The organism is Mesorhizobium sp. f-mel (assembly GCF_053850215.1).
Genome location: NZ_JBSPTO010000018.1, coordinates 17,855 through 37,001, shown reverse-complemented (window position 1 = coordinate 37,001; position 19,147 = coordinate 17,855). Strand labels below are relative to the sequence as shown.

Genomic DNA, 19,147 nt, shown 5'->3' with positions numbered 1-19,147 from the left:
ACGATGCCTCAGTTCGCCTGACTCCGAAGCAATGAACAACCGACAGCACCACCAACCGACGGCTGCCGACCCCCTGACCTTCGCCGTGCTGGTCTTCCCCGGCTTTCCGATGATGGCGTTCAGTTCGGTCATCGAGCCGCTGCGCGCGGCGAATGTGCTGGCGAAGCGGGAATGCTACCGCTGGATCATCGTCGGCGCCGCCGAGGGGCCGGTCGAGGCCTCGAACGGCGTCGTCATTCAGCCCGGCTTCTTCGCCGAAAATGCGCCGAAGGTCGACCGCGTCGTCGTCTGCTCGGGCGGCAATGCCGATCATCTCGTCGCCGACAATGCCGTGAGCTGGATCCGCAGGAGCCTGCGCGGCGGCGCCCATATCGGTGCGGTGGCGGATGCCGCGTTCTTCCTTGCCCGCGCGGGCCTGCTCGACGGCCATGCCTGCACCCTGCACTGGACCAGCCAGGCCGCCTTCACCGAGGCCTTTCCGGATATCGAGCTCAGGCGCGATCTCTACGTCATCGACCGCAAGCGCTTCACCTCGGCCGGCGGCGTCGGCAGCCTCGACATGATGCTGGAGATCATCACATCAGACTATGGCGCCGAACTTGCCGCCGGCGTCGCCGAATGGTTCGTGCACAGCCCACTGCGCTCCAGCGTCGACCGCAAGCTGATGCCGCTGCGCTTACGCACCGGCGTCCAGAACGAACTGGTGCTGTCGGCCATCGCCATCATGGAGGATGCGGTGGAGGAGCGGCTCGGGATGGCGGAGCTGGCTGTGAAGCTGGGCGTCTCCTCCGACAAGCTCGAACGAAACTTCCGCTCAGAGCTCAGCATCTCGCCCAACGGCTATTACCGCCGCCTGCGGCTGAAGCGCGCCGCCGATCTCCTGGCGCATTCGACGCTGATGGTGCGCGACGTGGCGCTGGCCTGCGGCTTCGCCTCGATGTCGAGTTTTGCGCGGGCATTTCGGGAGGAGCATGGGCACGCGCCGAAGGTGGCGCGGAGGCTTTAGGTCTTGCGAGACGTTGGCGGGACAGGGGGCCTCGTAGAGCGCTACGGAACGACTTCAAGCGGCATCCGGCACAACATCTGCGGCATCCCGCACAGCCTCTGCGCGGCGCATGGCTCATCTTCTCCACCTCCAGGAGGCACCCGATGAGCATCGTCGTTTTCGACCCCGACAGCACCGAGGACGTTGACTTTAGGGATCGCATGCGCCACCCGGCGGCGGCCGACCCGGCCGGCGGCATGTGGCTGTCCGATACCGAGCCGTCCTTCATCGATGCGGACGCGCTGCGCAAGGGGCGGCTGGCCAGGCTGCGCGCCTGGATGCGCGAGGCCGGCTATGGCGCCGTCGTGCTGTTCGATCCCTACAACCAGCGCTACGCCACCGGCTCGCGCAACATGTTCGGCTATTTCCTGCGTAACTCGACGCGCTACTTCTTCATCCCTGCATCGGGGCCGATTGTGCTGTTCGAGTACCCGCAGAGCTACCATGTCTCGATGGTGCTCGACACGATAGACGAGGCGCGGCCGTCCAAGCTGGTGTGGTCTTCGGTGTCGGGCCGCGACGACGAAACCGCAGGTCCATTCGCCGACGAGATCGCCGAACTGCTCAAGGCGCATGGCGGCGGCTCGATGAAGCTCGGCCTCGACCGCTGCGGCCATCTGCAGGCGCTGGCGCTGGAAAAGCGCGGCTGCGAGGTCAGGGATTGCCAAGGTGAAATTCTCGCCGTGCGGGCAGTGAAGACGCCGGAGGAAGTAAAATGCCTGCAGGTGTCGATGGCCGGCGCCGAAGCCGCCGTCTACTCGGTGCGCGAGGCGATCAAGCCCGGTGTGTCCGAAAACGATCTGTTCGCCATCATGTATCACGAAGTGATCCGGCAAGGCGGCGAGTTCATCGAAACCCGCCTCTTGACCTCCGGCCAGCGCACCAACCCGTGGTTCAACGAAGCCAGCGGCCGCAAGATCAGGCCGGGCGAACTTTTGGCGCTGGATACCGATACGATCGGCTGTTACGGCTACTATTCGGACTTCTCGCGCACCTTCCGCTGCGGGCCGGGCAAGCCGACGGATTATCAGAAATCGCTCTATCGCATGGCCCACGACCAGGTTCAGCACAACATCTCGATCGTCAAGCCGGGCATGGCGTTTCGCGAGATTGCCGAAAAGGCCTGGAAGATACCGGACCGCTTCGTCGACCAGCGCTATACGTCTGTCATGCACGGCGTCGGCATGCATGGCGAGACGCCGTTCATCGCGCATGCCATGGACTACCACACCTATGGCCGCGACGGCTTTGTCGTGCCTGGCATGGTGGTGAGCGTCGAGAGCTATATCGGCGAGAAAGGCGGCCGCGAGGGCGTCAAGCTCGAGGACGAGATCCTGGTCACCGAAACGGGCACCGAGCTACTGTCGCGCTTTCCCTATGAAGACGATTTCCTGGAGAAACAGGTTTGACGCTCATTCCCTCGCGCAGAAGTTTTGATAGCCGGACGCGTTTGACCGGTCGCACGCTTTGGCGACTGTCGCAAACACCCTTCGCTTCGTCGTCCTGGGGCGGAGCAAGGAGCGCAGCGACGCGGCGCAGACCCCAGGATCCATGTCGTGACTTCAGAGCGCTGCTGCGGTGCGGAATTCTGTTCCGCCGCACTCCTCGACAGCCGTCACGGCATGGATCCCAGGGTCTCCGCGACGGAGCTTCGCTCCTGCTTCGCCCTAGGCGTCAGCCAATCTCCACGGCTTGCGGTAGCCCACCGAAAGGAACAGCGTTGGCCGGGAAGCCAGGCGCGGTCGCATGAAAACGCCCATTTCCATCGAACGCGGCACGGCGGCCGCGGTTTTCGTCGATCTCCAGGAGGAGCATCGGCAGGACAAGCGCTATCTGGTCGAGGGTTTTGGCGACATTCTCGCTAACGTCCAGCGCCTGCAGGCGACCGCGCGGGCCAATGATGTGCTGCTTTATCATTCGGCCTATATCGTCGATCTCACCAGGGAGGCGCGGCGGTTCCATCCAGTCGATGCGAATGGCAGGTCGGCTTTCTCCGACAAGGACGATCCGCTGACGGCGATCTGTCCGGAAGTGGCGCCGGTCGCCGGCGAGATGATGCTGGTCAAGACTGAGGCCAGCGCCTTCGGTGCGGGCCCTGCCGGCGGCCGGCTCAAGGCTAAAGGGATCGAGTGGCTGGTCGTTGCCGGCGTGTGGACCGAGGCCTGCATCGACGCCACCGTCAGGGATGCGGTATCGTCAGGCTTTCGCGTGCTTTTGGTCAAGGATGCTTGCGGCAGCGGCAGCACGGCGATGCACCAGACCGCGATCCTCAACCTTGCCAACCGGCTCTATGGCGGCGCCGTGACCACGACCGAAGGCGCTTGCCGATTGATGGCAGGCGAGACGGTCGATGCATGGCAGGTCGTGGGCTCGGTGCCTTTGCGCTTTACCTATGAAAACGCGGCCCAGCTCTACGAAGAGCTCTGACGCTTCCAGCGGATTTGGTGGGACCGGATGGCGATGGTCAGCGATGCCGCAAAGCCCGAGACAGCAAAGCGCGGAAAATACGCGACGCTGCTCGACCCGGCGCTGTGGACCTATATCGACCGGGTCAATGCATGGTATCCGCCCGGCATGGACCTGCCGGTCGACAAGCAGCGGTCGGTCTATGACGCGATGTGCCGGGCGTTCCACGCAGGCATTCCCGCAGGTGTCGAAGCCAGCGACGGCACGGTTGCCGCCGGCAGCCATGCGATCCCGATCCGGCGCTACCAGCTCGCGGGCAAGGCGCCGCAAGCGATGGTCGTCTATTATCACGGCGGCGGCTTCGTGCTTGGCGGGCTCGACAGCCATGACGACATCTGCGCCGAGATCTGCGCCGACACCGGCTTTGCCGTGCTGTCCGCCGACTACCGGTTGGCACCCGAACATCTGCATCCGGCCGCATTCGACGATGCGCTGGCGGTGTTCGAATGGGCGGCGGCGACAGCCGGCCTGCCGATCGTGCTGTGCGGCGAGAGCGCCGGCGGCAATCTTGCCGCTGGGGTGGCGCATGCGACGCGCCATCATATCCGCCCCGCAATCGGCCAGGTGCTGATCTATCCCGATCTGGGTGGTCCGGAGCCAGGCGGCAAAGAGAGCGCCGGCTCCTATGTCGAGCACGCCGAGGCGCCGCTGCTGACACTCAGCGACATCGAATTTTACAGGCAGGTCCGCTCCGGCAAGAACCAGTCACCAGCCGACCCGACCTTCCTGCCGCTGCGCGACAGTGATTTCTCTGGCCTGCCGCCGACGGTCGTCGTCACCGCGCAATTCGACCCGCTGTCGTCGGACGGCGAAGCCTATCGCGACCGCATCCTTGCCGCCGGCGGTAGCGCCTGGTGGTACGAAGAGCCGCGCCTCGTGCACAGCTTCATGCGCGCCCGCAAAACCGTGCCGCGGGCCAGCGAGGCGTTCACCCGCTTCGTCGCCGCCATCGCCACGCTTGGCAAGGGCGAGTGGTTGTAGTGACAAGGCTGGTGTGATTTGCCCCCTTCGCCGTCACCAGAGCGTTGGCGCTGCCCCTCACCCCCTTACCCTCTCCCCGTGAACAACGGGGAGAGGGGATCGCCATCGTTGCGGCCAAGCCCCTTCTCCCCGTCCTTTACGGGGAAAGGCCCCGGCAGGGGGTTGAGGGGCAGCGCCGAGATCGACAGTTGATCATTTCCAATATGAGTCGGATGCCCACTTTTGTGTGACTCAACTGCCTCATATTGACCCTCTCTGTTTCATTGCCCCTGCGGAACAGCGCACAACAACTGCGGAAACCCGAACACTTCTCCACTCAAGCCCGCACTATCATTGCCCATGGCCAAAGGCGCGCCGGGCCGACCGCATCCGCCCCGCGACGCGGTCGACCGGGCGCCGACAGGGAGGATTCGACAATGAAGTTCATGCTGACCGACAGAGCGTTGCATCCGCAGGCTGAGCCCGTCGCGGAGGGCTTCAAGAAGGGCGGCATGAACCGGCGCGAGTATCTCGCCACCATGGCCGCACTTGGCGTCAGCGCCGCCGGCGCGCTGGCGCTCGGCGGGCTTGCGCCCTCGCCTGCCAGGGCGGCCGAAGAGCCGAGGCGCGGCGGCGTCCTGCGCGTCGCCATGAACGTCAAGGGCTGGAAGGACCCGCGAACCTTCGACGGCGTCGAGATGTCCAACGTCGCCCGCCAGTGCAACGAATATCTGGTGCGCTGGAATCGCGATTTCACCTTCGAGCCGTGGCTGCTCGAGAGCTGGGAGACCAGCGACGACGCGCGTGTGCTCACGCTGCACATCCGCAAGGGCATCTCCTGGTCGAACGGCGACACCTTCAACGCCGACGATGTCGTCCACAATCTCACGCGCTGGTGCGATGCCGGCGTTGCCGGCAATTCGGTCGCCGAGCGCATGGGGGCGCTGGTCGACGCCGCCACCAAGAAGCCGGTCGACGGCGGCATCGAACGTGTCGACGACTTTACCGTCCGGCTCAATCTGCCGAAGCCCGACATATCGCTGATTGCCGGCATGACCGACTATCCGGCGCTGATCATGCATCGCAGCTACGACGGCGACGGCGATCCGCTGAAGGCGCTGGCGATCACCACTGGACCTTGCGAACTGGTGGCATGGGACGCCGAGGTCGGCGCCGAGGTCCGCCGCAAGGACAAGTCATGGTGGAAAGGCGACTTCTATCTCGACGGCATCCAATGGGTCGACTACGGCTCCGATCCCAATGCGATGTTCTCGGCATTTGAATCGGGCGAGATCGACACCAACCACGAAACCGCCGCCGACACTGTGTCGCAAACGGACGCCATGGATCTGAGCAATTCGGAACTTGCCACCGGCTCGACCATCGTCGCGCGTTTCAACGTCGGTAATCCGCCCTATGACGACATCAGGGTGCGGCGCGCCGCCCAGCTCGCCGTTGACAACAGCGCAATCCTGAAGATCGGCATGGACGACCGCGGCAAGCCGGCCGAGAACCACCATGTCGGGCCGATGCATGCCGAATACGCCGATATCGGCCCGGCCGTCCGCGATGTAGATCAAGCCAAGGAGTTGCTTGCCGAGGCCGGCAAGTCAGACCACGAATTCGAGCTCATCTCCGTCGATGTCGACTGGCAGAAGAACACCGGCGACGCCATCGCCGCGCAGATGCGCGACGCTGGGCTGAAGGTCAAACGCACCGTGCTGCCGGCGGCGACGTTCTGGAACGACTGGAGCAAATATCCCTTCTCCTGCACCGAGTGGCTCGGCCGACCGCTGGGCGTCCAGGTGCTGGCGCTGGCCTACAGATCCGGCGCCGCGTGGAACGAGACCGCCTACGCCAATCCGGAGTTCGACGCCTTGCTCGACAAGGCGCTGGCCACACCCGACGCCGGCGCCCGCAAGGAGATCATGGCCAAGATTGAACAGAATTTGCGCGACTCCGGCGTCATCATCCAGCCCTACTGGCGCTCGGTCTACCGGACCTATCGCAAGGGCGTGCATGGCTGCGAGCAGCACCAGTCGCTCGAGCAGCATTTTGAGAAGGTCTGGCTCGACGCCTGACCTCGTCGCCGGAGCGGAAAGCCCGGCGCCAACAACGGAATGCCGGCGTCAGCCGGCGATCCCAAGCCTCAGTATCTCGTTCCCAAGCCGCACTGTTTCCCGCACCAGCAGGTCCAAATCGTCGCGCCGGGTGCGGTGGTTGTTGATCGCCACCCGCAGGCAATGCTGGCCGTGCACCGTCGTATCCGAAAGGGCTGCGATGCCTTCTTCCTGCAGCCTCAGCATGATTTCGGTGTTGATCGCCTTTTGCCGCTCTCCCGTAATCCCGTCGCCACGATAGCGAAAACAGACGATGTTGATGCTCGGTGGCGCGACCAGTTCCAGCAGCGGCTCGGCCTCGATCAGCGTGCCGAGATAATGTCCCTGAGCGATGTTCTGGTCGATCAGGCGGCCGAATTTCTCGATGCCGTGCTCCTTCAGCGCCATCCACACTTTCAGCGCCCTGAAACCGCGTGACGTCTGTAGGCCAAAATCATGCAGCCATTGTCCGGAGGCGAGACCGCGCGGCGTCGATTCCAGATATTCCGGCGTCACCGCAAACGTATTGCGATGGGCCGAGGCATCCCTGATCAGGGCGCAGCCGACCTCGAATGGAGCGTGCAGCCATTTGTGCGGATCGAGCGCGATGGAGTGGGCGTGCTCGATGCCGGCAACACGATGGGAATTTTCCGGTGCGATGGCGATCAGGGCGCCGATGCAGCCGTCGACATGGAACCAGAGGTCCTCTTGCGCCGCCAGTCTTGCAAGTGCCTGCAGGTCGTCGATCGCTCCGGTGTTTACGGTGCCTGCCGTGCCGATCACGCAGGCCGGCCGAAAACCCGCCTTGCGGTCCTCGGCAATCGCCGACCGCAAGGCGTCGATGTCGATCCGCAGTCCGGCATCCGTTGGGATGCGCCGCAGCGCTCGGTTGCCAAGGCCGAGTTCTTCCACCGCCTTGCGGTGGCAGGAGTGAAGCTGATCCGAGCCATAGAAACGCAGCGGCTTCTCGATGGCGGCAACGCCATGCTCGCGCACGTCGATGCCCGCCTTGGTGTTTCGTGCCACCGTCAGGCCGATGATGTTGGCCATCGAGCCGCCGCTGACCAGCGTGCCGCTGGCCGATTGGGGAAAGCCCATCATCTGCTTGCACCAGTCGACGACCTGGCTGTCCATCAGGGCGGCGGCATGGTTGCCGCCGCCAAGGTTGGAGCCCTGGATCGCCGCCAGGAAATCACCGAGCGCCCCGGTGAAATTGCTCGATCCCATATACCAGGACCAGAAGCGCGGATGGATGTTGCCCATCGGATAGACCATCACCTTGTGGGTGACCTCGCCATAGACTTGGGCGAGCGGCTGAGGCGACCGCGGCAGCGGTGCCGCGAAGAATTCCCTCACCTCCGCCGGGATGTCCTGCCACACCGGGCGTTCCCGGACATCGCGCAGATAGTCGACGGCATCGTCGACGATCCGGTGCGACAGCGCCTGCACATCGGCCCAGTCGACCGGGTCGAGCGTTTCTTCGGCAACCATACCGGCAGTGCCGGCGGCCATCAGCATGGCGTCCATCCGCGTCGCTCCCGATTGCAATCATTCGGCCGGGAACTGGCATCCCGGCGTCGAACGCGACAGCGCGATCTCGTCGGCGTCCATCTCGGCTTCGATGCCGTCGAACAGCGGCGTCGTCATGTAGCGTTCGCCGGTGTCGGGAAGCATGCACAGGATCACCGAGCCGGGTGCGGCTTTCTCCGCGATCTGGCGCGCCACAGCAAAAGTCGCTCCGCCGGAGATGCCGGTGAAAATCCCTTCCTTTTGCGCCAGCGCCTTGGCCCATTTGATGCCCTCGGGCCCGGGGACAGGCACCACCTCGTCATAGAGGCTGGCATCGACCGCCTCCTGCAAGACGTCCGGGATGAAATCCGGCGTCCAGCCCTGGATCGGGTGCGGCTCGAACGCCGGATGGCTGGCGGCCGGCGCGCCGTCGGCGCCGCGCTCCTGCGCCTTGCCGCTGCCGATGAGCTGGGCGTTGGCGGGTTCGGCCAGCACGATCCGGGTTTCGGGACGCTCACGGCGCAGCACGCGCCCGACACCGACGACGGTGCCGCCGGTTCCGTAGCCGGTGACGAAGCAGTCGAGCCGCGATCCGGCGAAGTCGTTGATGATCTCTCGCGCCGTCGTCGCCTCGTGAATGGCGGCATTGGCCTTGGTCTCGAACTGGCGGGCCAGGAACCAGCCATTGGCCTCGGCGAGTTCCACCGCCTTGTTGTACATGCCAAAACCCTTCTGGGCGCGCGGCGTCAGCACCACCTTGGCTCCCAGCATGCGCATCAGCTTGCGGCGCTCGATGGAGAAACTGTCGGCCATCGTCACCACCAGCGGATAGCCTTTTTGCGCACAGACCATCGCCAGCCCGATGCCGGTGTTGCCACTGGTCGCCTCGACGACCGTCTGGCCCGGCTTCAGGGCGCCGCTGCGCTCGCCCTCCTCGATGATGTTGAGCGCCAGCCGGTCCTTCACCGACGCCGCCGGATTGAAGAACTCGGCCTTCACATAGATCGTCACATGATCGGGGCCGAGATTGTTGACCCTGATCACCGGCGTATCGCCGACCGTGTCGATAATGCTGTCGAACAGGCGGCCGCGCCCCGCCGTGGTTCTGATTTTCCGTTGCTGCAACATGTCTGCTCTCCTCTTTTTGTTGTCGTCACGAGCCGGTTACAAACCGGCGGCTTGGGCGGCGAGGTTTCGAGACCTTGCCGCGGTAAGGTGCCTGTGTCGGCAATGCGGCCGGGAAAGACGGCAATGCCGACGTCCGGCGCGGAAATTCGTTGCCGGATGCACTCTATCGCTTTCGATGGTAGAACAGAGGACAACTGGCCAGCGTGGGAGCAAGCGTGGAAAGGCACGTGGAATCCGCTCGATCGAGCCTGGACGGCGCAACGGCCGGGCTGTCCGTGCGGCTGCTCGGACCGCTGACGGTCATCCGCGACGGCGCCACCGTGCAACTGCCGGCATCGCGCAAGTTGCGCGCGCTCTTCGCCTATCTGGCGCTTGCGCCGCATGCCGTCGGCCGCAGCCGTCTGTGCGAGCTGCTGTGGGATGTGCCGAACGATCCGAGGGGAGAGCTTCGCTGGTGCCTCAGTAAGCTCAGGGGCATTCTCGACGAACCGGATCGCCGCAGGATCGAAACGCCTGGCGACACGATCGAGCTTGATCTGAAAGGGGTTTCCGTCGATGCCGTCGACATCGCTTCGGCCGCCGCTGGAGGAATCGAGACGCTCGATCTGCAGCGGCTGCAGGCCCTGTCCGGACTATTCGTCGGCGATTTCCTCGACGGGCTGGAGATCGACCGCAACCCGCATTTCAACGGCTGGCTGATCGCGCAACGCCGCCGCTTCCGCTCGTGGCATGCCGCCATTCTGGAACATCTCGTCAACAAGCTTCCGGCGGATGCCGACGAAATGTCAGCGCATCTGGAAAAGTGGGTGGAACTCGCTCCGTTCGACGGGCGTGCGCATGTGGCTCTTCTGGCAAGGTTGGCGCAGCGCGGCCAGATCGCCGCATGCGAGGAACATCTCGCTTCGGCGGCGAAGCTGTTTGCTTCGGAGGATCTGGATTTTGGACCCGTTCGTGAGGCATGGCGGACGATCCGCAGCGAGCGACCTGCCGCGACGCTCCGGGTGCGACCGGCAATTGTGCCCGCTGCCCCGCACGCGTCAATTGTGCTGCCCGATTCCGGTGTTGCTGCATCGTGCAAGGCCTCACTCGCGATAATGCCGTTTGTCGAGGAGGCGGCTGTCGGCGACCCTCGCGGCGGCCTCTCTCGCGGCGGCCCCTCTCGCGGCGGGTTGGCCGACGGCCTGACCCACGACATCATCACCCGTTTGGCGAAGCTCCGGGATTTCTTCGTCATCGCCCGCGGCTCGGTCTTTGCGCTGTCGGAAAAAAACATCGCGCCAGAAGATGCCGGCCGGCGGCTCAACGTCGATTATGTGACCACCGGCACGGTGCGCAGCCAGGCAGGCCGCGTCGTGGTCAGCGTCGAACTTGTCGAGGTGCGCACGGCCAGGATCGTTTGGGCCGAGACGTTCGAACGCAGGCCCGACGACATCTTTGCCATCCTCGACGATATCGGCAACAGCATCGTCTCGTCGATCTCGGCCGAGATCGAGATGGTCGAGCGCAACCGCGCCATGCTGAAAGCCCCCAACTCGCTGAACGCCTGGGAGGCCTACCATCGCGGCCTCTGGCATATGTATCGCTTCACCCGCACGGAAAACGAACAGGCCCGGCATTTCTTCGACATGGCCCTGAGGCTGGATCCGACCTTCGCCCGTGCCTATGCCGGCCTGTCGTTCACCCATTGGCAGAACGCCTTTCAGCGCTGGGGAGACCGCGACAGGGAAAGCGCGCTCGCGTTCGAGGCGGCCGGCCAAAGTCTTCTGGTCGACGATCACAATCCGGCCGCCCACTGGGCCATGGGCCGGGCGCTGTGGCTGCGCGGCGAGCAGGACGGATCCCTGGTCGAGCTGGAACGGGCCGTCGACCTCAGCCCGAATTTTGCGCTCGGCCACTACGCGCTTTCGTTTGTACACTCGCAGTCGGGCGATCCGAACGCCGCGATCGGTTCATCCGATCACTCGCGCCATCTGAGCCCGTTCGATCCGCTGCTGTTCGGCATGCTTGGCGCCAGGGCGATGGCGCATGTCCGCCTCGGCCAGTTCGACGAGGCTGCCGAATGGGCGCTGAAGGCAGCCGCCCGACCCAACGCCCATGCCATCATCTTGGCGATCGCCGCCCACTGCCTTGCGCTGGCGGGGCGGATCGACGAGGCGCGAAACTTTTCCGCCGCGCTGCGCAAGACGCTGCCGAACTACTGCGCCGACGATTTCATCGGCACCTTCCGCTTCGAGCCGGACGCCGAGGCCATGTTCCGTCAAGGCGCCAAGCGCATCGGGCTGGGCTGATCCAACCGGTCAAGGCCGCGATCCTCAGCGGCCGACAACCGAACAAAAGCCCGGCAATCGGCCAAGAAAATCGGCCAGGAAAGCCGCGTTGATCGCAGCTATATGCCGAGCATCGTCTTGGCTTGGTTGAGGGCAGCCTCTGATCCTGCGTGATCGCCGGCGGCGTGCAATTTCTCGCCCTGGGCGCGCAGTTCCTTGACTTTGGTCTTATCGGCCTCGGCTAGCGTCGCGGTCGGCAACGCCGCGTCGATCGCGGCCATAGTGGTCGGGCATGAATTTGCAAAGGCTGTCGCAGGAACGACCGCCAGGAAAACTGCAAGCGAAATTGATTGTAACATGGACGTTTCTCCCTCGCCGGAACACGCCACGTCGACGACCGGCGTAGGAATGGTACAGCTAACACCCGAATGTGCCAATCACGATGATGGCGTTGGTTGAGGCAAGCTGCGGTCGGCCGGACTTTCCTCGGAGCTTCTGAATCAGGCTGATCGCCACCATGTCGTCCCTTCCGGCACCAGTCTCGCGGCAATCGTCAGATTGCCGCAAATCCTTCGACCAGAGCGGATCAGATAGGCTGAACGGATCTGACATTGCCTTCCGTATCGACAAGGCAGCTTGTCTTCTTGCCGCTGGCATCGAGTTCGACCTGATAGGTGTTGGAATCGAGCTTGCTCGATGAAACCGGAAGTATCTTCGTGCTGTCGACGCCGCTAGCCTTGGCGGCTGCGTCGGCGCAAAGAAGCTGAAGGTCCGCCGGGGCCGTCTCGACTTTGGTCTTGGACATCTGGTCCTGAGGCGGTGGTGGCGGCGCGCTGGCGCAAGCGCTCAAGGCCCCCGCCGAGTATCCAATTGCCGTTGCCCGGATCGAAGTTCTCACCGCACGTTTTGCCGACATTGCTTGGTCCCTCTCCGAATGCCGCTTCACACCCCCGGCTTCACACACCCTTGTAAAGTGCCGCCCCTGCATGAGAACGCATGGCCCGCTGACCCGGCTGTACAAGGTAGAGAAAATGCTGGTTGCCATCGATGATGATCCTACCGGGCACTTCCGCGGTGCGGAACCTGACGCTTCAGGTGACCTTGAGAATGTTTGCCGTCGCCTGGCCCGACGGCCAGTTCGGCATTTGCAATGACGAGATCAGCCGCGTGCACCGGGACCGCCAGCATCGTCAATGCCGCCAACATTTTCCGCAGGCACTGCCGAAATCGGTTGTGCATTTTCTTCCCCCGCGATTCGGTGCCGAAATGAACCGGGACGGGAACAATCTGTCACGGCAAGCACCGGGTTGCGACAATGCATTCGCCAAAGAGAGCGCCGTCACATGCCGCCCCGCACGCTACTCGATGACATTCCGTTTGGGAGATGCTCATAACGCGGGCCGCCGCGCCCAACTTTGAAGATGTTCGCAGGCACACGCCTTACGAACTGTAGGGCGTATTAGGACGCCTTGTTGGGTGAGGTCATTCGCAAGGCAATGTACAACCGACATCCCGGAAACCGCAGTTTCCGGGAATCAAGAACTTACAAAGGGATTTGGTGCCCAGAAGAGGACTCGAACCTCCACTCCTTGCGGAACACGGACCTGAACCGTGCGCGTCTACCAATTCCGCCATCTGGGCTGGTGCGGGCTCTTTAGGCGGGCAAGGGGTGAGTGTCAACGCGCTTTTTTGAAACCCGCTCGCCGACTCAGTCCTCCAGCACTTCCTTCGAAGCCACCGTGGAATCGGCGTTGAGCTTATAGATGACCGGGACGCCGGTGCCGAGCTCCAGTCTGACGATCTCCTCGCCCGACTTGCCGTCCAGCGCCATGATCAGCGCGCGCAGCGAATTGCCGTGCGCCGCCACCAGCACGGTGCCGCCGCGCAGCACATGCGGCTGCAGGTCGTGCAGATAATAGGGCCAGACGCGCGCGCCGGTGTCCTTCAGGCTTTCGCCGCCGGGCGGCGGCACGTCGTAGGAGCGGCGCCAGACATGCACCTGCTCCTCGCCCCATTTCTTGCGCGCGTCGTCCTTGTTGAGGCCGGAGAGGTCGCCATAGTCGCGCTCGTTCAGCGCCTGGTCGCGGATGGTCTCGAGATCGCTCTGGCCGACCGCGTCGAGAATATGCTGGCAGGTCTTCTGCGCCCTGATCAGCGACGACGTGAAGGCGATGTCGAATTCCATGCCGCGCGCCTTCAGCTTGGCGCCCGCCGCCTTGGCCTCGGCGTGGCCCAGTTCGGTCAGGTCGACGTCGCGCCAGCCGGTGAAAAGGTTCTTCAGGTTCCATTCGCTCTGGCCATGGCGCACGAGCACGAGAGTTCCCGACATTTTTGCTCCTTCAGTTTGTGGATCAGATCGTCTCAGGCGAGTCCGAGCACGTCGCGCATCGAATACAGTCCCGGCTTCCTGCCGCGCGCCCAAAGTGCGGCCTTGATCGCACCGCGGGCGAAGATCGTCCGGTCCTCGGCGTGATGGGCGAGCGTGATGCGCTCGCCGGTGCCGGCCAGCACCACGGAGTGGTCGCCGACCACCGAGCCGCCGCGCAGCGTGGCGAAGCCAATCGAGCCTGTCTTTCGCACGCCGGTGTGGCCATCGCGCGACCGCACGCTGTTCCCGTCAAGGTCGATGCCGCGCCCGGTGGCGGCGGCTTCGCCGAGCAGCAGCGCCGTGCCCGAGGGTGCGTCGACCTTGTGCCGGTGATGCATTTCCAGGATCTCGACATCGAAATCGTCGGCATCGAGCGCACGCGCCGCCTGCTCGACCAGCACCGCCAGCAGATTGACGCCGAGGCTCATATTACCTGACTTGACCACCGTCGCGTGGCGCGCCGCCGCCGCGATCTTGGCATTGTCGTCCGCCGAGCAGCCGGTGGTGCCAATGACATGGGCGATGCGCGCCTGCGCCGCATAGCCGGCGAATTCGACCGTCGCTGCCGGGCTCGTGAAATCGAGCACGCCGTCGGCCTTGGCGAAGGCCGGCAGCGGATCGTCGCCGATCGTCACGCCGATATTGCCGATGCCGGCAAGCTCGCCGGCATCCTTGCCGAGATGCGGCGAGCCGGCCCGCTCGATCGCGCCGGCGACGCGGGCGCCCGGGATGGTGTGGATAGCGCGGATCAGCGCCTGGCCCATCCGGCCGGCCGCGCCGACCACCACCAGGCCCATTTCATTGACGTGGGGGTCGTTTGTGGCCGTACCGCTCATAAATTTCTCCCAACCGCTTTCTTCGCGCGCCGCAGCGGAGTTTGGATTGGCTTGCCGTCGTCGACAAGCCCCAGCCCATTGTTGCCCTGCACCCGGTGGAACCGGGCATATACGCTGTGCGGGTCGGCCATCAGCGAGGCATGCGTGCCTTGTTCGACCAGCCGGCCCTGTTCCAGCACGATGATGTGGTCGGCATTGACCACGGTCGACAGCCGGTGCGCGATGACGATGGTCGTGCGCCCTTGCATCACCTGGGTCAGCGCCTGCTGGACGCGCGCTTCCGCCTCGTTGTCGAGCGCCGAGGTCGCCTCGTCTAGCAGAAGGATCGGCGCCTGCCGCACGATCGCTCGGGCGATCGACAGGCGCTGGCGCTGGCCGCCCGACAGCGTCAGGCCGCCTTCACCGACAGGGGTGTCATAGCCTAGCGGCTGCTGGCGGATGAAGCCGTCGGCCTCGGCCTGTTGTGCGGCCAGCTCGATCTCGGCGTCGCTGGCGCTCAGCCGCCCGTAGCGGATATTGTCACGAATGGTGCCTTCGAACAGATAGGGCTGCTGCGAGACATAGGCGATAGAGCGGCGCAGCGACTGCTTGGTCACCTCTAAAATGTCCTGGCCGTCGACCTCGATGCTGCCCGCCTCGACATCGTGGAAACGCTGCAGAAGCGCCACCAGCGTCGACTTGCCGGCGCCCGAGGCGCCGACGATGGCGGTCATCTTGCCGGCGGCGGCGACGAAGCTGAGATCCTGCAGCACCCGAGCGCCGGCGACATAGCCGAACGACACATTGTTGAAGCGCACCTCGCCCCTGCTGATCTTCGCTTCCGCCGCTCCTGGAGCGTCGCCCTGCTGCGGCTCGAGGTCGAGCAGTTCGTAGATCATGCGGGCATTGACTAGCGCCCGTTCCATGCCGACCTGCATGCGTGCCAGCCGCCGGGCCGGATCGTAGGCGAACATCAGTGCGGTGATGAAGGAAAAGACCGCGCCAGGCGGCTGGCCGCCGACGGCTGCCCGGTAGCCGGAATAGGCGATGACGCCGGCGACGGCGAAGCCGGCCAGCATTTCGGAGATCGGCGTCAATCGTTCCGAGACGCGGGCGATGCGGTTTGCCCGCTGCTCGGCGCCGGCGACAAGACCGCTGATGCGGCGCGACAGCTCGTCCTCCAGCGTGAAGGCCTTGACGATAGCGATGCCTTGCGTTGCTTCCTGCATGGCGCCGATAAGCCGCGAGTTGATCTGCACCGCTTCGCGCGTGGCGCGCCTTATTCTGCGGGTCAGATAGACGACGGTGTAGATCAGCGGCGGCCCGATCAGCAGCGACATCAGGGACAGCATCGGATCCTGCCAGATCATGACCCCGATCAGCGCGATCAGCGATACGGCGTCGCGTGCCACGGATGTCAGCGTCATCGACAGCAGGTCGCGGATGCCGTTGACGTTCTCGTTGATCTGGGCGGCCAGCCGTCCCGAGCGCGTGTCGTTGAAGAAACCGATGCCGAGCTTCATCAGATGAGCGAAGATGCGGCGCTGGTAGCGCGCCACCAGATTGTTGCCGATTCTGGCCAGTGTCACGGCCTGGCCGTAGGTGGCCAGCCCGCGCAGCATGAAGGCGCCCAGGATCGACACGCAGATCAGCGCGATGAGATCGCCGCGCTGCTCGTAGAAGATCTGGTCGACGACATCCTTCATGATCCAGGCGGTGAAGGCGGTCGTGGCGGCAACCGTCACCAGGCACAGAACGGCCAGAACATAATACCAGCGATAGTCGCGGCTGTTCTCGGCGATGATGCGGCGGATCACAGCCACGATCTCGCCGGGCCGGGCTTTGGCTTGGTGGTTTGGCGACTGGTTCAAGTCGGGATCGTTCCGTGATGTCGGTTCGGCTCCGCGGCCGGGCTAATTCGGCAATCCTCTTAGCGCCCTAGTGGCGGCTTGCCTATGGCAGAGGCCGGCAAAACTTCGCCGCGGCTTCGGTCGTCATCTAAGCCCGCCAGCGCCGCCCTGCCGTCTGGACGCCGAACAGGGACGGGTTCCTGGCATAGGCGGCAAGGCCGGAAAGCGCTGCCAGCGGATGGGTGATCACATAGACGGGCATGGTGCGCATCAGCTCGCTGTGCGGCGCCTTGTCCTCGAAGGCGGCGCGGAAATTGCCGGTTTTCAGCGCCGGCAGGATTTTCTGCGCAATGCCGCCGGTCAGGAAGACGCCGCCGCGGCTCATGAACACCAGCGCAAGGTCGCCGGCGGTGCGTCCGAGGCAGGTGACGAACATCGCCAGCGCTTCCTCGGCCACTGGATCTGACTTCGCCAATGCCGCAGCGGTGACCTCGGCCGGCGTGGTGAATGGGGCCGGCTTGCCGTCCGCCTTGGCGACCGCCCGATAGGCATTGACCAGGCCGCGGCCGGACAGGATCTGTTCCCCGGAGATGCGGCCGTCGAGTTTCTCGATATGCACAAAGACCTCGAAATCGCGCGGCGAGCGCGGCCCGATATCCATGTGTCCCCCCTCCCCGGGCACCGGTATCCAGTGGTTCAGCGCGTGGACCAGGCCGGCGACGCCAAGCCCGGTTCCGGGACCGAGCACAACCCGTCCGGCATTGGGCTCCGGCGCATCGCCGCCGATCTTTTCCATATGCTCTTCGCCGAGCGCCACCACGGCCAGCGCCTGCGCCTCGAAATCATTGAGCACCACGACGTCGCTGAGGCCGAGGCTGGCAAACATCTTTCTCGGCTTGACGATCCACGGGCAGTTGGTGAGCGGGATCTCGTCGCTGTCGACCGGGCCGGCCACCGCCAGTACAGCGGAGTTGGGCCGGACCGACGAGCGGTCGAGAACCGCCGCCTGGATCGCCTCGTCGATCGTGTTGAAATTGGCGGTCTGGACGATCTGTGGTTCGGTTGGTTCCGAGTTCGCGTCGAGCACGATTGAAAAGCGCGCGTTGGTGCCGCCAATGTCACCGATCAGAACCGGAAACTGCAGCGCTGTGTCGTCGTCGCCTGGCATGCTCTCGTCCGTCCCGGTTCCCAGTGGCGTTCCGCCGTCCTTTCGTTGACTAGCGCATGACCCGGGAAAGGGAAATCGGTTTTCGAAATGAGGCGGCCAGGATTCGGAGCAGGATGGGGTCGGATGTGGCCTCAGGTCAGGCCGAACCGGGACGAAGGCATGCCTGCGGGCAACCCGGATCGCTGCACTCCTCGACCACTGTATCGGCATGGATCCTAGGGCGGAGCAGGAGCGAAGCGACGTCGCGGAGACCCTAGTATCCATGCCGCGATCTTCGAGCGCTGCTGCGTTGAACGCCTTTAGAGCAGGATTCCAGAAGATCGATCAAGCGCCTTTCCCTAATATCGGTCAGTTCCCCGGTCGCGGCCGCGGCAGCGGAATGCCGATCTCGGGCGTTGCCGCGAAGGCGCTGACCGAGGCCGGGAGCGCTGCCGCGCCGCTTGCGGATGCCCGCGCCGGCGACGGAGCCTTTGTGAGAACGGGTGCAACCGCGACCGGCACGCCGTCGCCATAATAGGTAACCGCCTCCGCCGAAGCCGGATCTGGCCCATCGAGCACCGCCTGACATGCTGCGGGCAGGCTCGCCATGGTCATCACGTCGCGCGCTTTCGGTCTATCCGGGTTCTTGTTGGGACGCCACGGTTCCTCGGTGAACCACCATGCCAGCGACTGGTCGCAACCGTCGCCGGGCGCCGTGTTTTCCTGCGCTTTGCAATTGGGCGAGCCGGGCTGGCAGCCGATGCGGATGTGGAAGTGATAGTCGTGGCCCCAGAACGGCCTGACCTTGCGCAGCCATGCGCGGTCGCCTTTCACCGTGTCGCAGAGCTTCTTCTTGATGCCCGGATTGACCAGGATGCGCTCGACTTCCGCATAGCTTGCCGCGCGCTTCAGGAGCCGCATATGCGCCGGAACCCAGAGCGCATCTTTCACCAGATGGGTCTTTTCGTCGACAAGCAAGGTGGCGCTCATGTTTTCGCGCTGCTCGATCGAAAGCTTGCGGTCGGGCATTGGCGTCAGCCAGATGTCGGCGTCGAGGCCGATCTGGTGCGAGGCGTGGCCGGTCAGCATCGGGCCGCCGCGCGGCTGTGAAATGTCGCCGACCAGCAGGCCGGGCCAGCCATCGGCCGCGGCGTCGCGCGACAGTTTCTTGATCAGCGCGATCATTGTCGGATGGCCCCAGCGGCGGTTGCGCGAAGGCCGCATAACCTCCCATTTGGGGCCGTCCAGGGGAATGGCGACGCCGCCGGCAAAGCAGCCCTTGGAATAGAAGCCGATCGACTGCGGCGCAGCCACGGCCGGCAGTTTTTTGGCGCCGAACAGGTTCTTTGCCAGTTCCTCGGCCGCTGCAGGTCGCAGTGCAAGCCCCGCTATGGCGAGAACGGCGAGTGCTGCGGTCAGCAGCAGCGTTCTACCGGGCAATGATCGCTTCAACGTTTTCATGAGGCAGAACCCCTCTGCGAATTAAGTCGAAT

Annotated in this window: 16 protein-coding genes, 1 tRNA gene and 1 pseudogene; 7 read left to right on the top strand and 11 right to left on the bottom strand. The window is 64.5% G+C overall.

Annotated elements, in window-relative coordinates; all coding sequences use genetic code 11:
• Positions 1–31 precede the first annotated feature (31 nt).
• The 5 genes from ACWUKX_RS20700 to ACWUKX_RS20680 all read left to right on the top strand — a co-directional run bounded on the left by ACWUKX_RS20700 (position 32) and on the right by ACWUKX_RS20680 (position 6,552).
• Positions 32–1,006, top strand: a complete 975-nt coding sequence (locus ACWUKX_RS20700) for a GlxA family transcriptional regulator (protein ID WP_456008698.1) — start codon at positions 32–34, stop codon at positions 1,004–1,006.
• Positions 1,007–1,149: 143 nt separating this feature from the next.
• Positions 1,150–2,454: a M24 family metallopeptidase gene (locus ACWUKX_RS20695; RefSeq protein ID WP_456008696.1), complete on the top strand. Its 1,305-nt coding sequence runs from the start codon at positions 1,150–1,152 to the stop codon at positions 2,452–2,454.
• A 337-nt stretch (positions 2,455–2,791) separates the two neighbouring features.
• Entirely contained in the window at positions 2,792–3,472 is a 681-nt protein-coding gene (locus ACWUKX_RS20690; RefSeq protein WP_287331090.1) for an isochorismatase family protein, read from the top strand.
• A 27-nt stretch (positions 3,473–3,499) separates the two neighbouring features.
• Positions 3,500–4,492, top strand: coding sequence for an alpha/beta hydrolase (locus ACWUKX_RS20685; RefSeq protein ID WP_456008695.1), 993 nt, complete (start codon positions 3,500–3,502; stop codon positions 4,490–4,492).
• A 416-nt stretch (positions 4,493–4,908) separates the two neighbouring features.
• Positions 4,909–6,552 carry an ABC transporter substrate-binding protein gene (locus tag ACWUKX_RS20680; RefSeq protein WP_456008693.1) on the top strand — a complete coding sequence of 548 codons (1,644 nt, stop codon included), beginning with the start codon at positions 4,909–4,911 and terminating at the stop codon, positions 6,550–6,552.
• 48 nt (positions 6,553–6,600) lie between these two features.
• Here ACWUKX_RS20680 and ACWUKX_RS20675 read toward each other — a convergent pair whose 3' ends face one another.
• Together ACWUKX_RS20675 and ACWUKX_RS20670 are read right to left on the bottom strand one after the other, a co-directional pair.
• Complete coding sequence (locus ACWUKX_RS20675) at positions 6,601–8,097, bottom strand: pyridoxal phosphate-dependent decarboxylase family protein (protein WP_456008692.1); 1,497 nt, start codon at positions 8,095–8,097, stop codon at positions 6,601–6,603.
• Between the two features lie 21 nt (positions 8,098–8,118).
• Positions 8,119–9,207, bottom strand: coding sequence for a PLP-dependent cysteine synthase family protein (locus ACWUKX_RS20670; protein WP_456008691.1), 1,089 nt, complete (start codon positions 9,205–9,207; stop codon positions 8,119–8,121).
• A gap of 227 nt (positions 9,208–9,434) precedes the next feature.
• Between ACWUKX_RS20670 and ACWUKX_RS20665 the strand changes: the two genes are divergently transcribed.
• Positions 9,435–11,495: a transcriptional regulator gene (locus tag ACWUKX_RS20665; protein WP_456008690.1), complete on the top strand. Its 2,061-nt coding sequence runs from the start codon at positions 9,435–9,437 to the stop codon at positions 11,493–11,495.
• A gap of 98 nt (positions 11,496–11,593) precedes the next feature.
• On the opposite strand, the gene ACWUKX_RS20660 is transcribed toward ACWUKX_RS20665, so the two are convergent.
• The 3 genes and pseudogenes from ACWUKX_RS20660 to ACWUKX_RS20650 all read right to left on the bottom strand — a co-directional run.
• A complete protein-coding gene (locus tag ACWUKX_RS20660; RefSeq protein WP_127208630.1) occupies positions 11,594–11,833 on the bottom strand; it encodes a hypothetical protein in 240 nt (79 codons plus the stop codon).
• A 227-nt stretch (positions 11,834–12,060) separates the two neighbouring features.
• Entirely contained in the window at positions 12,061–12,279 is a 219-nt protein-coding gene (locus tag ACWUKX_RS20655) for a hypothetical protein (protein ID WP_456008689.1), read from the bottom strand.
• Positions 12,280–12,454: 175 nt separating this feature from the next.
• Positions 12,455–12,562 (bottom strand): annotated as a pseudogene (locus tag ACWUKX_RS20650) (L,D-transpeptidase); the annotation flags it as partial.
• On the opposite strand from ACWUKX_RS20650, the gene ACWUKX_RS20645 reads away from it, so the two are divergent.
• Positions 12,522–12,893: a hypothetical protein gene (locus tag ACWUKX_RS20645; RefSeq protein WP_456008688.1), complete on the top strand. Its 372-nt coding sequence runs from the start codon at positions 12,522–12,524 to the stop codon at positions 12,891–12,893. The pseudogene ACWUKX_RS20650 and the gene ACWUKX_RS20645 sit on opposite strands and share 41 nt — an antisense overlap.
• 137 nt (positions 12,894–13,030) lie before the next feature.
• On the opposite strand, the gene ACWUKX_RS20640 is transcribed toward ACWUKX_RS20645, so the two are convergent.
• The 6 genes from ACWUKX_RS20640 to mepA all read right to left on the bottom strand — a co-directional run bounded on the left by ACWUKX_RS20640 (position 13,031) and on the right by mepA (position 19,115).
• Positions 13,031–13,115 (bottom strand) — tRNA-Leu (locus ACWUKX_RS20640).
• Between the two features lie 67 nt (positions 13,116–13,182).
• Positions 13,183–13,803 carry a 2,3-bisphosphoglycerate-dependent phosphoglycerate mutase gene (locus tag ACWUKX_RS20635; protein ID WP_127208631.1) on the bottom strand — a complete coding sequence of 207 codons (621 nt, stop codon included), beginning with the start codon at positions 13,801–13,803 and terminating at the stop codon, positions 13,183–13,185.
• Between the two features lie 32 nt (positions 13,804–13,835).
• On the bottom strand, positions 13,836–14,678 hold the full coding sequence (gene dapB, locus ACWUKX_RS20630) for a 4-hydroxy-tetrahydrodipicolinate reductase (protein WP_456008687.1): 843 nt from the start codon (positions 14,676–14,678) through the stop codon (positions 13,836–13,838).
• Positions 14,675–16,528 carry an ABC transporter ATP-binding protein gene (locus ACWUKX_RS20625; protein ID WP_456008686.1) on the bottom strand — a complete coding sequence of 618 codons (1,854 nt, stop codon included), beginning with the start codon at positions 16,526–16,528 and terminating at the stop codon, positions 14,675–14,677. Before ACWUKX_RS20625 ends, dapB begins: the two co-directional genes overlap by 4 nt.
• A gap of 127 nt (positions 16,529–16,655) precedes the next feature.
• Positions 16,656–17,675 carry a glucokinase gene (locus ACWUKX_RS20620; RefSeq protein WP_456008685.1) on the bottom strand — a complete coding sequence of 340 codons (1,020 nt, stop codon included), beginning with the start codon at positions 17,673–17,675 and terminating at the stop codon, positions 16,656–16,658.
• A gap of 348 nt (positions 17,676–18,023) precedes the next feature.
• Complete coding sequence (mepA, locus tag ACWUKX_RS20615; protein WP_456008684.1) at positions 18,024–19,115, bottom strand: penicillin-insensitive murein endopeptidase; 1,092 nt, start codon at positions 19,113–19,115, stop codon at positions 18,024–18,026.
• Positions 19,116–19,147: the final 32 nt, after the last annotated feature.

Excerpts from the sequence above, each read along its gene's own strand:
- ACWUKX_RS20700 (WP_456008698.1), top strand. The coding sequence starts at position 32 with ATGAACAACCGACAGCACCACCAACCGACGGCTGCCGACCCCCTGACC.
- ACWUKX_RS20695 (WP_456008696.1), top strand. The coding sequence starts at position 1,150 with ATGAGCATCGTCGTTTTCGACCCCGACAGCACCGAGGACGTTGACTTT.
- ACWUKX_RS20690 (WP_287331090.1), top strand. The coding sequence starts at position 2,792 with ATGAAAACGCCCATTTCCATCGAACGCGGCACGGCGGCCGCGGTTTTC.
- ACWUKX_RS20685 (WP_456008695.1), top strand. The coding sequence starts at position 3,500 with ATGGCGATGGTCAGCGATGCCGCAAAGCCCGAGACAGCAAAGCGCGGA.
- ACWUKX_RS20680 (WP_456008693.1), top strand. The coding sequence starts at position 4,909 with ATGAAGTTCATGCTGACCGACAGAGCGTTGCATCCGCAGGCTGAGCCC.
- ACWUKX_RS20675 (WP_456008692.1), bottom strand. The coding sequence starts at position 8,097 with ATGGACGCCATGCTGATGGCCGCCGGCACTGCCGGTATGGTTGCCGAA.
- ACWUKX_RS20670 (WP_456008691.1), bottom strand. The coding sequence starts at position 9,207 with ATGTTGCAGCAACGGAAAATCAGAACCACGGCGGGGCGCGGCCGCCTG.
- ACWUKX_RS20660 (WP_127208630.1), bottom strand. The coding sequence starts at position 11,833 with ATGTTACAATCAATTTCGCTTGCAGTTTTCCTGGCGGTCGTTCCTGCG.
- ACWUKX_RS20655 (WP_456008689.1), bottom strand. The coding sequence starts at position 12,279 with ATGTCCAAGACCAAAGTCGAGACGGCCCCGGCGGACCTTCAGCTTCTT.
- ACWUKX_RS20645 (WP_456008688.1), top strand. The coding sequence starts at position 12,522 with ATGATGATCCTACCGGGCACTTCCGCGGTGCGGAACCTGACGCTTCAG.
- ACWUKX_RS20635 (WP_127208631.1), bottom strand. The coding sequence starts at position 13,803 with ATGTCGGGAACTCTCGTGCTCGTGCGCCATGGCCAGAGCGAATGGAAC.
- dapB (WP_456008687.1), bottom strand. The coding sequence starts at position 14,678 with ATGAGCGGTACGGCCACAAACGACCCCCACGTCAATGAAATGGGCCTG.
- ACWUKX_RS20620 (WP_456008685.1), bottom strand. The coding sequence starts at position 17,675 with ATGCCAGGCGACGACGACACAGCGCTGCAGTTTCCGGTTCTGATCGGT.
- mepA (WP_456008684.1), bottom strand. The coding sequence starts at position 19,115 with ATGAAAACGTTGAAGCGATCATTGCCCGGTAGAACGCTGCTGCTGACC.